We start from the raw sequence: 12,190 nt of genomic DNA on the forward strand, positions 1-12,190 counted from the left end.
TCTCGGCAGGAACGGGACATACGGGGCCGAAGGGGCGGAAAGTCCGGTTACGGGGTGTTTCCGGTGGGCGGGGTCGGTGCCCCGGCTGCCGTCTCCTCGCGGTGGGCGAGGCGGCTGTGGGTGCGGCCGTAGAGGAAGTAGACGACGAAGCCGATGACCATCCAGACGGCGAACCGGAGCCAGGTCTCGGCGGGCAGGTTGAGCATCAGCCAGAGCGTGGCGCACACGGACACGATCGGCACGAACGGCACCCAGGGGGTGCGGAAGGCGCGCGGCAGGTCCGGGCGGGTCTTGCGGAGGATGATCACGCTGACCGCGACGACGACGAAGGCGAAGAGCGTGCCGATGTTCACCAGTTCCGCGAGTTCGCTCAGGCTGGTGAACCCGGCGACGATCGCGATGATGACGCCGAGCAGGATGGTCGGCCGGTGCGGGGTCCTGAAGCGCGGGTGGACGCGGGAGAAGAAGCGCGGCAGCAGTCCGTCGCGGCTCATCGCGAAGAACACCCGGGTCTGGCCGAGCAGCAGGATCAGGCAGACGGTGGTCAGGCCGACGGCGGCGCCGAAGCTGATCACGCCCGCGTACCAGGGGTGGCCGATGGACTTGAACGCGTCGGCGAGCGGGGCCTCCACCGAGAGCCTGGTGTACTTCTGCATGCCGGTGACGACGACGGACACGGCGACGTAGAGCACCGTGCAGATGAGCAGCGAGCCGAGGATGCCGCGCGGCATGTCGCGCTGCGGGTTGCGGGTCTCCTCGGCGGCGGTGGCGACGATGTCGAAGCCGATGAAGGCGAAGAACACCACCGAGGCGGCCGTGAAGATGCCCATCACGCCGAAGTTGGCGGGCGCCCAGCCGAACATGAGCTGGATGAGGGGTGCCTTGAGGTTGCCGCCCGCGGAGACCGGCTCGGGGTGCGGGATGAACGGCTTGTAGTTGCCGCCCTTGACGAAGAAGGCGCCGGCCACGATGACGATGAGGACGACGATCACCTTGATGGCGACGACCAGCTGGGTGATGCGGGCCGACAGTTTCATGCCGAGGACGAGGATGCCGGTGAGCACCAGCACCAGGGCGGCGGCGAGGACGTCGAAGCCGAAGCCGGAGGCGCCGTCGCGGCCGGCGAGGTAGCCGGGCAGGTGCCAGCCGGCGTTGTCGAGCAGCGAGCGGATGTAGCCGGACCAGCCGACCGCGACCACCGCGGTGCCGAGGGCGAACTCCAGGACCAGGTCCCAGCCGATGATCCAGGCGGGCAGTTCGCCGAGGGAGGCGTAGCTGAACGTGTAGGCCGAGCCCGCCACGGGGACCGTGGACGCGAACTCGGCGTAGCAGAGGGCGGCGAGCGCGCAGACCACGCCGGCCACCACGAAGGCCAGGGCCACCGCCGGTCCGGCGTTGTTCCTGGCGACCTGTCCGGTGAGGACGAAGATGCCGGTGCCGATGATGACGCCGACGCCGAAGACGGTCAGGTCCAGCGCGGAGAGGGACTTCTTGAGCGAATGCTCCGGTTCCTCGGTGTCCCGGATGGACTGCTCGACGTTCTTCGTCCGGAAGAGAGCGCTGCTCACGTCCTGCCTCCCACGCTGTCGTCCTCGACATGGCTCGACTGGATCGAGGGGGTCGGGATGTGTATGCCCGGCACAGGCAGGTTCACGCAGACGGGCCGGTTCCGCCACCGGGAGGGGGTGGCGGAACCGGCCCGTTCGGGCGCTCGTCCCTAGTCGCGCGCGGGTTCCACGGAGTTCACCGGGTCCGCCGTACGGTCGAACCGGCCGTCGAGCTTGGAGACGAGGCCGGTGACCTGGCGGGCGATGTCGGGCGCGGTGAGCCCGATCTCGGCGAGCACCTCGGCGCGCGAGGCGTGGTCGAGGAAGCGGGGCGGGATGCCGAAGTCGCGCAGCGGCACGTCCACGCCGGCGTCGCGCAGCGCCTGGGCGACGGCCGAGCCGACGCCGCCGACGCGGCTGTTGTCCTCGACGGTGACGACGACCCGGTGGCGCTCGGCGAACGGCGCCATGGCCTCGTCGACGGGCTTGACCCAGCGCGGGTCGACGACGGTGGTGGAGATGCCCTGCCGGTCGAGCAGGTCGGCGATCTCCAGGCACATGGGGGCGAGGGCGCCCACGGAGACCAGCAGCACGTCGGGCCGGTCGGCGCCGGGCTCGCGCAGCACGTCCATGCCGCCGACCCGGCGCACGGCCGGTACGGCGGGGCCGACGGCGCCCTTGGAGAAGCGGACCACGGTCGGCGCGTCCTCGACCGCGACGGCCTCGCGCAGCTGCGCGCGGACCTGGTCGGCGTCGCGCGGGGCGGCGAGCCGCAGTCCCGGCACGATCTGGAGGATCGACATGTCCCACATGCCGTTGTGGGAGGCGCCGTCGGTGCCGGTGACGCCGGCCCGGTCGAGCACGAAGGTGACGCCGCACTTGTGCAGGGCCACGTCCATGAGGACCTGGTCGAAGGCGCGGTTGAGGAAGGTGGCGTACACGGCGAAGACCGGGTGCACTCCGGCGTGCGCGAGGCCCGCGGCGGAGACGGCGCCGTGCTGCTCGGCGATCCCGACGTCGTACACCCGGTCGGGGAAGCGCTTGGCGAACCTGTCGAGGCCGACCGGCTGGAGCATGGCGGCGGTGATGGCGACGACGTCGTCGCGCTCCTCGCCGAGCTTCACCATCTCCTCGCCGAACACCGAGGTCCAGTCGGCGCCGGAGGAGGAGATCGGCAGGCCGGTGTCGGGGTGGATCCTGCCGACGGCGTGGAAGCGGTCGGCCTCGTCCTGGAGGGCGGGCTGGTAGCCGCGGCCCTTCTCGGTGAGGCAGTGCACGATGACCGGGCCGCCGAACCGCTTGGCGCGGGCCAGCGCGGACTCCAGCGCCTCGATGTCGTGGCCGTCGATCGGGCCGACGTACTTCAGGCCCAGGTCCTCGAACATGCCCTGCGGGGCGATGAAGTCCTTCAGCCCCTTCTTGGCGCCGTGCAGCGTCTCGTAGAGCGGCCTGCCGACGACCGGGGTGCGGTCGAGGATGTCCTTGGTGCGGGCGAGGAAGCGCTCGTAGCCGTCGGTGGTGCGCAGGGTGGCCAGGTGGTTGGCGAGGCCGCCGATGGTCGGGGCGTAGGAGCGCTCGTTGTCGTTGACGACGATGACGAGCGGGCGGTCCTTGGCCTCGGCGATGTTGTTCAGCGCCTCCCAGGCCATGCCGCCGGTCAGCGCGCCGTCCCCGATGACGGCGACGACGTGGCTGTCCCGCTTCTTCAGCTCGTTGGCCTTGGCGATGCCGTCGGCCCAGCCGAGCACCGTGGAGGCGTGGCTGTTCTCGATGACGTCGTGCTCGGACTCGGCCCGCGCGGGGTAGCCCGAGAGGCCGCCCTTCATCTTCAGCCGGGAGAAATCCTGCCGGCCGGTGAGCAGCTTGTGCACGTAGGACTGGTGGCCGGTGTCCCACAGCACCTTGTCCTTGGGGGACTCGAACACCCGGTGCAGGGCGATGGTCAGCTCGACCACGCCGAGGTTCGGGCCGAGATGGCCGCCGGTCTTGGAGACCGCGTCGACCAGGAAGGTCCGGATCTCCCCTGCCAGCTGGTCCAGCTCCTCCAGGCTGAGCCGGTCCAGATCGCGCGGTCCCGTGATGCGGGTCAGCAGCGGCACCCGTGGCCTCCTTGCAGTAGAGCTGATCGAGCTGTTGCCGGGCTTGGACGAGTCTAATGTTCCGTCCGGGCGTCCGACGGCCGGGCGGTGGGTCCGGGCTCACGCGAACGGCCGTACCCCCTTCGGACCCGGACCGGACACGGCCGTGCCCGGCACCGTGGGACGGTGCCGGGCACGGGCGGTGCGGGGCGGCTGCGCTCAGGCGCGGCCGGCCGACTTCTGGGTCTTGCGGGTCACCGAGTCGATGACGACCGTGGCGAGCAGCACACCACCGGTGATCATGTACTGGATCGGGGTGGCGATGCCGCGGAGGGCGAGGCCGTACTGGATCGAGGTGATCACGAGGACACCGAGCAGCGCGTTCCAGGTGCGGCCCCGGCCGCCAAAGAGGCTGGTGCCGCCGATGACGGCCGCGGCGATGACGTTCATCAGCAGGTCGCCGGAGCCGGCGCTCTGGTTGGCGGCGGCGATCTTGGAGGCCCAGAACAGACCGCCGACCGCGGCGAAGAAGCCCGCGATGGCGAAGACCGAGACCCGCACCAGGGTGACGTTGATACCGGCCCGGCGGGAGGCCTCGACGTTGCCGCCGAGCGCGAAGACCTTGCGGCCGTACGCGGTGCGGCGCAGCACGAAGTCGCTGCCGACCAGCACGATCGCGAAGAGCAGCACCGCGAGCGGCAGGCCCTTGTACTGGTTGAACATGACCGCGACGGCGAACACGGCGACCGCGAGCAGCACGGTGCGCAGCACGATGTCGCTCAGCGGGCGGGACGGGATGCCCGCGAGCGCGCGGCGGCGGTTGCCGAGGAAGGCCGACAGGAAGTACCCGGCGACCGCGACGACGGCCAGCAGGTAGGCGGCGGCCACGTCCGAGAAGTAGTACGTGGTGAGCTTGCCGACCACGCCGTCGCCGTCGATGTTGATGGTGCCGTTGGAGCCCAGGATCTGGAGCATGAAGCCGTTCCAGAACAGCAGGCCGGCCAGGGTGACCGCGAACGCGGGGGCGCCGATGCGGGCGAAGAAGAAGCCGTGCAGGGCGCCGATGACCGCGCCGGCCGCGAGGGCGGCGAGCACGGCGACCCACTCGTTGACGCCGTGGGTGACGCTCATCACGGCGGTGATCGCCGAGGAGACGCCGGAGACGGAGCCGACGGAGAGGTCGATCTCGCCGAGCAGCAGCACGAAGATGATGCCGACCGACATCATGCCGGTCGCCACCATGGCGACGAAGATGTTGTTCAGGTTCTCCGCGCCGAGGAAGGCCGAGTCGAGGCTCTGGAAGATCGCGCAGATGACGATGAGGCCGACCACGACCGGCAGGGCGCCGAGGTCGCCGGCGCGCATCTTGCGCTTGAACTCGGTCAGGTAGCCGGCGAAGCCCTGCTCGCGCACGAGCAGGCGGGGGTCGACGGCGGGGGCGGCGTCGGCCGCCACGGCGGGCGCGTCGACGGGCGCGGCCTGGGACTTGTCGATGCTCACTGCTGAGCCTCCGCGTTGGTGCGCGCCGCACGACGGGTCACGGCGTTGTCCGTGGCGCCGGTGATGGCGGAGATGATCTCTTCCTGCGAGGTGGTCTTGACCTCGAACACGCCGTTGTTGCGGCCGAGCCGGAGGACGGCGACCTTGTCCGCGACGGCCTTCACGTCGGCCATGTTGTGGCTGATGAGGATGACCGCGTGGCCGCGCTCACGCAGCCGCTCGACCAGGTCGAGAACCTGCGCGGTCTGCTCGACACCGAGGGCGGCCGTCGGCTCGTCGAGGATGACCAGCTTGGGCTCGCCGAGCATGGAGCGGGCGATGGCCACGACCTGGCGCTGACCGCCGGAGAGCGAGGCGATCGGGATGCGCACGCTCGGGATGCGGATGGACAGGGTCTGGAGCAGCTCGCGCGAGCGGCGCTCCATCTCGACCTCGTCGAGCACTCCGCGGCGCTTGATCTCACGGCCGAGGAACAGGTTGCCGACGACGTCGATGTTGTCGCACAGGGCGAGGTCCTGGTAGACGGTCGCGATGCCCAGGTTCTGGGCGTCGTGCGGCCGGTTGACCGTGACCTTGCGGCCCTCCCACTCGATGACACCGTCATCGATGGGGTGCACGCCGGCGATCGTCTTGACAAGGGTGGACTTACCGGCGCCGTTGTCGCCGACGAGGGCGACCACCTCTCCGGCGTGGACCTCAAGCTCTACGTCGGTGAGCGCCTGGACGGCACCGAATCGCTTGGAGACCCCGCGCAACGCCAGCACGGGCGTAGCGGACACGTGAACCATCTCCTTCGCCGCCTGAGCCTGACCCCGGCGGGAGGTTGAACATAAGAAGTGAGGGGAGCGTTCGTCCGGCGCCCCGCCGTTGTGCTGCGGGGCTGTCGGCGGCGGGGCGCCGGACGCGCTGACACGGGCCGCGCGCCGGGTGGGCGCGCGTCTCCCGCGCAGGTCTGCGGGGCCGCCGCGCGGGGCGGCCCCGGGAGTGCTAGTTCAGGCCGATCTTGGAGCAGGCGGCCTTGTACTTGGCGGTGCAGATGTCACCGACCGTGTAGTAGCCCTCCTTGACGACCGTGTCCTTGATGTTGTCCTTCGTCAGGGAGACGACGGGGACGATGACGGCCGGGATGCCCTTCTCGGTGCCGCTGTCGACCGTGCTGGTCTTGAGCGAGCTGTCGACCTTGCCGGTCTTGGCGATGGAGACGGCCATCTTGGCGACGGTCTCGGCCTCCTGCGGGTACGACTTGAAGACGCTCATGTACTGCTCGCCGGCCACGATGCGCTGCACGCCCGCGAGTTCCGCGTCCTGGCCGGTGACCGGGGGAAGCGTCTTGAGGCCCGCGCCCTTGAGCGCGGTGATGATGCCGCCCGCCATGCCGTCGTTGGCGGAGTAGACGCCGACGATCTTGTCCTTGCCGAGGGAGGAGATGGCGCCCTGCATGTTGGCGTTGGCGTTCTCCGGCTTCCACTCCTTGGTGTCGTACTCCTTGCCGATGTTCACCTTGCCGTCGAGGACGGCGTGGGCGCCCTTCTTGAACTGCGCGGCGTTCGGGTCGGTCACGGAGCCGTTCATCATGACGACCTTGCCGGACTTGGCCTTGTCGCCCAGGGCCTTCAGCAGGGCCTCGCCCTGCGTCTTGCCGACCTCCTCGTTGTCGAAGGAGGTGTAGGCGGAGATCGGGCCCTCGGCGAGGCGGTCGTAGGCGACGACCGGGATGCCGGCCTCCTTCGCCTTCTTGACACCCTGCGCGACGGCCTTGAAGTCGACCGCGTCCAGGATCAGCACGTCGACCTTCTTGGTGATCATCGTGTCGATCTGCTGCGACTGGAGGGTCGCGTCCTGCTTGGCGTTGAGGTACTCGACCTTGCCCTTGCCGTTCGTCAGCTCCGAGATCTGCTTCTCGATGATCGGCTTGTCGAACTTCTCGTAGCGAGCGGTCTGGTTCTCCGGCAGGAGCAGACCGACGGTGATGTCGTCACCCTTGGCGGTCTTCTTCCCGCTGTCGCTCTTGTCGCCGGACTCCTTCGCGCTGCCGCAAGCGGCGAGCGAGACGGTCATGGCGGTGGCACAGAAAGCAAAGGCGGCACGACGCATGCGCGTGTTCACTCTAGAAACCTCCCTGACGAGGCCGCGTCGTTGCGGCCGAGGTGGCTGGAAGTCAACTCGGCCAGTCGTGCGACGTCAAGAAGTAAATCCTTAACGAGATGGCAACGGTGCCATCCGTTCTCTAAGTGAAGGCAGGGGCCGCCGCGGCCGGGGTTCCGTCCAAAAGGGTTGAATCGCCCATCTCGCTGAGCGCGAGGGCGAGCGCCCCGAGGACCTCGGCACGGCCGCCAAGTGCCCCGGGAAGCACGGAGAGTTGACGGGCGGCGCTGGGGATCGCGTAGCGCCCCACGGACTCCCTGATGGGCCCGAGGACCAGCTCGCCGGCCTCGGCGAGGTCGCCGCCGAGGACCACCCGGCTCGGGTTCAGCAGGTTGCAGAGATTGGCCACACCGCTGCCGATGTGCCGGCCGACGTCGGCGATCACCCGCCGGCAGCCCGGGTCGCCGTCCCTGGCCAGCCGTACGACGCCCTCCATGGTCAGGCCGGGGCCGTGGCTGGGCTGGAGCAGCGGGAGCACGTAGCGCGCCGCCGCGAAGGTCTCCAGGCAGCCGCGGTTGCCGCAGCGGCAGACCGGGCCGGACTCGTCCAGCGTGATGTGCCCGATCTCGCCCGCCGTGCCGCCCGGGCCCCGGTAGATCTTGCCCTCGATCACCAGACCGGCGCCGACACCGCTCGCCACCTTGATGTAGGCCAGGTCGCGCACGCCCTTGCCGCTGCCCCAGACCAGCTCGCCGAGGGCGCCGAGGTTGGCGTCGTTGTCCACGTGCACCGGCACGCCGAGCCGCTCGCGCAATTCCTCGGCGGGCTTGGTGCCGCCCCAGCCGGGCAGGATCGCGGTGGAGCCCAGGGTGCCCGACTCCACGTCGATCGGGCCCGGCACGCCGAGCCCCACCCCCGCCACCTTGGTCCGGTCCACGCCGGTCGCGTCGATCAGCCGGCTGACCAGTTCCTCCGCCCGGTCGAAGCCCTGTGCGGCGGAGGCGTCCACGTCCAGCGGCTCGGACTCCTCGGCCAGCACCTGGTGGGCGAGGTTCCCGATCGCGACGCGCAGATGGGTGTGCCCGAAGTCGACGCCGATCACGATGCCGGCGTCCCCGCTGAGGCTGACGCTGCGGGCCCGCCGCCCGCCCGCCGACGTGGGCGTGACCTCGACGGTTCCGCCGTCCTTCAGCTCCCGCACGATGTTGGAGACGGTCGCGGCGGACAGACCGGTCGTCCGCGCGATCTCCGCCTGCGTGAGGGATCCGGCCAGGCGCACGGCACGTACGACCCGCTCCAGGTTGGCTCGGTGCAGCGATGACTGCGACCCTGGAGTCTCCACGACGACCTCCTGAGCGCGGGGCCGCTTCGGCGAGGCCCCGTGTATGTCCAACTAGTGAACCCTAAGCTGAGCCGTTCGGGGCGACTTCCGTCAAGAGGTTGAACCGTATCCGGGGACCCGGACAGCGGAACGCACACCGCCCCGGCCGTCCGGAGCGGTGTGCGTACGCGCGGTCGCGAGGTGTCCCCCGCCGGGCGCCGGCGCTACTTCAGTGCCCCGGCGGTCAGCCCCTGCACCACCTGCCGCTGGAAGACGATGTACGCCGCGAGCACCGGCAGCATCGCCATCACCAGGCCCGCGAACAGGCCGGACCAGTCGCCCTTGTAGCCCTGGCTGACCGCGAGCTGGACCAGGCCCTGGGTGAGGACCTTTTTGTCCGGGTCGGTGTTCAGGACCGTGGGCAGCATGTACTGGTTCCACTGGCCCAGGAAGTTGAAGATGCCCACGCTGATCAGGCCGGGTTTGGCCATCGGCAGCATGATCTGGAAGAACGTACGCGTGTGCGAAGCGCCGTCCACGAAGGCCGCCTCCGCCACCGAGGTGGGCAGGGTGCGGAAGAACGCGGTGAGGAAGAAGACCGTGAACGGCAGCGAGTACGCGATGTAGACCAGGATCAGGCCGTGGATCGTGTTCAGCATGCCCATGTTGTTCACGACGTAGAACAGCGGGACCAGCGCGAGCATGATCGGGAAGCTCATGCCGCCGACGAACAGGTAGTAGACGAAACGGTTGCCCGGGAAGTCGAACCGGGCCAGCACGTAGGCGGCCATCGAGCCGAGCACCAGGGTGCCGATGAGCGAGCCGCCGACCACCAGGACGGTGTTCAGGAAGTAGCCGCTCATGTTGGCGTCGGTCCAGGCCCGCGCCCAGTTGTCGAAGTGCAGCTTGTCCGGCAGCGACCAGGGCGAGCCGAAGATGGAGCTGTCGTCCTTGAAGGAGGTCATCACCGCCCACACCAGCGGCATGACCACCATGATCGCCCAGATCACGAGGACGCCGTGGGAGAAGACGTTGAGGACGGCGCCCTCCTTCTTCCGCCCGGCGGGGCGCCGGACGTCCGGGTGGGTGTCCACCTTGGAGACGCTCGCGCCGGTCTCGGCCGGCGGCGGGGCGGGGGTCTCGGTCGTCTTCATGGGTTCAGAACTCCAGCCGCTCGCGACGGCCCAGCCGCATCACGATCGCGGCGAACGCGAGCGTGACGACCAGCAGGGCGACGCCGATGGTGGTGGCGTAGGCGGCCTGACCGTCCCGGAACGCCTTCTGGTACACGTACAGGACCATCACGGTGGTCGAGTAGTCGGGCCCGCCCGGTCCGGTCGTCATGATCTGTACGACCGCGAACGACTCGGCGCCGAGCGCGAGGATGCCCATGTAGACCCAGCCGGACTGCACGGTGTCCCACAGCAGCGGCAGGGTGATGCGGAAGAAGGTGGTGGCCCGGCTCACCCCGTCCAGCAGCGCCGCCTCGTACAGCTCGGCCGGGATCGAGGCCATGCCCGCGGAGAACAGCACGACGAAGAAACCGACCGAGGACCAGACGAGCACCGCCATCACGCACCACAGGGCGAGGCTCGGGTCGCCCAGCCACAGCGGCTGGAGGCTGTCGAGGCCGATCCCGCGCAGGAACGAGTTGATCGCGCCGCTGTCCGGGTTGTACGCGAAGGCGAACAGCAACGAGACGATCGCGATCGAGAGCACCTGCGGGAAGAAATAGACGATCTTGTAGAAGGCGGAGCCCCGGACCCCGGAGATCACGGGGCCGCCCCGGCGGTGCCGGCCGCCCACATTGATCATGAAGGCGAAGAACAGCGCCAGCCCGATCGTCACCACCGGCAGCACCAGAGCGAACAGCAGACTGTGCTGCAACGACTTCCAGAAGATCTCGTCGTCGAGCATCCTCGTGTAGTTGTCGAAGCCGACCATCTTGAAATCGGGGCTGAGGCCCGTCCAGTCCGTGAACGAGTAGTAGATGGACTGGATGAAAGGCCACACCACGAAGAGCGCGTACAGTCCCAGGGGTACGGCCAGAAACCCCACGATGAACCGGTACTTGCCGTGCTGCATCGCCACTCCGGTGCTGTCAGGGTGCTGGATTACTGGTGCTTGTAGTGCTTGATGGACGTGTCCTTGGCCGCCTCGTCGGCGAAGCCCTGGATCTTCTTGATCGCCTCCGCCGGGGTGAGCCGGCCGGCCATCATCTCGCCGAGGCCGGACACCCCGATCTTCTCCTTCTGCAACTGCACGTACCAGTCCTGCAGCCGCGGGTTCACCACGTTGGAGCCGGCCTTGTCCAGCGCCGCCACACCCGACTTGAGGCCCGGGGTGAGGGAGATGCCGTCGGTGCCGCCGTTGTAGGCGGTCAGCGACTTCACCTTGGAGGTGAAGTTCTTCGAGGAGGCCTCGGAGAGCATGACGCGCAGCTGCTCCATGCCGCCCTCGGAGTTCTTCGCCTTGGCCGGGACGATGAAGGGCTCACCGCCGGAGGCCCAGATGGTGCCGAACGGCAGCTTGTCGGAGCTGTCGAGCCCCGTGGGCGCGGAGACCGCCAGGTCGAAGTCGGACGGGATGACGTTCGCCGACTCGTTCTCCACCCAGGAGCCGTTCGGGATGAACAGCGCCTTGCCCTTGGCCCACGCGGTCTGCGACTGGATGTGGTCGAGACCCGGGGTGCCCCTGAGGATGTAGCCCTTCTGGTACAGCTCGTAGTAGGCCTCGAAACAGGCCTTGACCGCCGGGTGCTTCCAGGCGTTCGGCTCCAGGTTGTCGATGGCGTCGAGCACCTCGCGCCCGCCGACCTTGCCGATCATCGGGTACAGCGAGAAGGGGAGGTAGTACGGGTACTTGCCCGCGTAGGTCCAGCCCGCGATGCCCTTCTTCTTGGCCTTCGCGCACAGCGCCAGCATGTCGTCCCAGTTCTCGGGATACGTGGCGTCCAGCGAGTCCAGGGCCTTCTGCGAGTACCAGACGCCGTAGACGGTGTAGGCGTAGTACAGGATCCAGACCGGGTCGCCGTCGAACTGGCCCATCTCCACGATGCCGGGGCGCAGCGTGTCGCGGACCTTCTTCTGCGGGTCGTCGTACGACGGCGCGTCCAGCAGCGGGGTGAGGTCGGCGAGCTGCTTCTTGCCGACGAGGACGCCCATGTCCATCTGCTCGGCGCCGGAGTTGTCGATGAGGTCCGGCGGGTCGCCCTGGTTGAAACGGGGCTGGAGGGTGGACTGGATCTTCTGGGTGGCGGCGAACTTCACCTTGGCCTTGGGGAAGTCCTTCTCGTAGATCTTCACCGCGTCCTCGGCGTACTCCTTGCCGAAGCCGCCGTCGAAGAGGACGAATTCCATCCCGGCCGTGTCGTTGACGCCGAGCGGGTTCTTGGCGGTCTTCTTGCCCGCCTTCGCCTTCTCCTGCCCGTCACCGCCGCTGCTCGCGCAGGCGGACAGCAGTCCCATACCGGGGACCGCGACCAGGCCGAGCGCGGCCGACCGCTTGATCAGATCGCGGCGGCCGACGCCGTCGCCACCGTGGTGCGCAGTGGATCCCATGCTCAAGTCCTCGCCTTCTCCAGGACTCAGGCGGTGAACCGGATCCTCCCCGGCACCGCTGTCGGGTAGTGCAGGGTCATGCGGGAAACGCCGACAGGT

General features: G+C 69.0%; 9 protein-coding genes. All 9 read right to left on the reverse strand.

The features are described from left to right. Positions 1-47: 47 nt before the first annotated feature. The 9 genes from NX794_RS13545 to ngcE all read right to left on the reverse strand — a co-directional run bounded on the left by NX794_RS13545 (position 48) and on the right by ngcE (position 12,091). Positions 48-1,568, reverse strand: coding sequence for an amino acid permease (locus NX794_RS13545; protein ID WP_258778737.1), 1,521 nt, complete (start codon positions 1,566-1,568; stop codon positions 48-50). 149 nt (positions 1,569-1,717) lie between these two features. Next, positions 1,718-3,646 carry a 1-deoxy-D-xylulose-5-phosphate synthase gene (dxs, locus tag NX794_RS13550; protein ID WP_258778738.1) on the reverse strand — a complete coding sequence of 643 codons (1,929 nt, stop codon included), beginning with the start codon at positions 3,644-3,646 and terminating at the stop codon, positions 1,718-1,720. Between the two features lie 198 nt (positions 3,647-3,844). After that, positions 3,845-5,125: a sugar ABC transporter permease gene (locus tag NX794_RS13555; RefSeq protein WP_258778739.1), complete on the reverse strand. Its 1,281-nt coding sequence runs from the start codon at positions 5,123-5,125 to the stop codon at positions 3,845-3,847. Next, positions 5,122-5,913, reverse strand: coding sequence for an ATP-binding cassette domain-containing protein (locus NX794_RS13560; RefSeq protein ID WP_161294068.1), 792 nt, complete (start codon positions 5,911-5,913; stop codon positions 5,122-5,124). Before NX794_RS13560 ends, NX794_RS13555 begins: the two co-directional genes overlap by 4 nt. A gap of 199 nt (positions 5,914-6,112) precedes the next feature. Then, positions 6,113-7,219 (reverse strand): sugar ABC transporter substrate-binding protein, encoded by a 1,107-nt coding sequence (locus NX794_RS13565; RefSeq protein WP_258778740.1) that lies wholly within the window; start codon positions 7,217-7,219, stop codon positions 6,113-6,115. A 133-nt stretch (positions 7,220-7,352) separates the two neighbouring features. Then, positions 7,353-8,552 carry an ROK family transcriptional regulator gene (locus tag NX794_RS13570; protein ID WP_258778741.1) on the reverse strand — a complete coding sequence of 400 codons (1,200 nt, stop codon included), beginning with the start codon at positions 8,550-8,552 and terminating at the stop codon, positions 7,353-7,355. A gap of 203 nt (positions 8,553-8,755) precedes the next feature. Beyond that, entirely contained in the window at positions 8,756-9,685 is a 930-nt protein-coding gene (locus NX794_RS13575; protein WP_258778742.1) for a carbohydrate ABC transporter permease, read from the reverse strand. Positions 9,686-9,689: 4 nt separating this feature from the next. Continuing rightward, complete coding sequence (locus tag NX794_RS13580; protein WP_258778743.1) at positions 9,690-10,616, reverse strand: carbohydrate ABC transporter permease; 927 nt, start codon at positions 10,614-10,616, stop codon at positions 9,690-9,692. A 29-nt stretch (positions 10,617-10,645) separates the two neighbouring features. Continuing rightward, positions 10,646-12,091 (reverse strand): N-acetylglucosamine/diacetylchitobiose ABC transporter substrate-binding protein, encoded by a 1,446-nt coding sequence (gene ngcE, locus NX794_RS13585; protein WP_258778744.1) that lies wholly within the window; start codon positions 12,089-12,091, stop codon positions 10,646-10,648. Positions 12,092-12,190 lie beyond the last annotated feature (99 nt).

It is taken from the genome of Streptomyces pyxinicus, assembly GCF_024753135.1.
Lineage (GTDB): Bacteria > Actinomycetota > Actinomycetes > Streptomycetales > Streptomycetaceae > Streptomyces > Streptomyces pyxinicus.

Excerpts from the sequence above, each read along its gene's own strand:
- ngcE (WP_258778744.1), bottom strand. The coding sequence starts at position 12,091 with ATGGGATCCACTGCGCACCACGGTGGCGACGGCGTCGGCCGCCGCGAT.
- NX794_RS13575 (WP_258778742.1), bottom strand. The coding sequence starts at position 9,685 with ATGAAGACGACCGAGACCCCCGCCCCGCCGCCGGCCGAGACCGGCGCG.
- NX794_RS13580 (WP_258778743.1), bottom strand. The coding sequence starts at position 10,616 with ATGCAGCACGGCAAGTACCGGTTCATCGTGGGGTTTCTGGCCGTACCC.
- NX794_RS13560 (WP_161294068.1), bottom strand. The coding sequence starts at position 5,913 with ATGGTTCACGTGTCCGCTACGCCCGTGCTGGCGTTGCGCGGGGTCTCC.
- NX794_RS13565 (WP_258778740.1), bottom strand. The coding sequence starts at position 7,219 with ATGCGTCGTGCCGCCTTTGCTTTCTGTGCCACCGCCATGACCGTCTCG.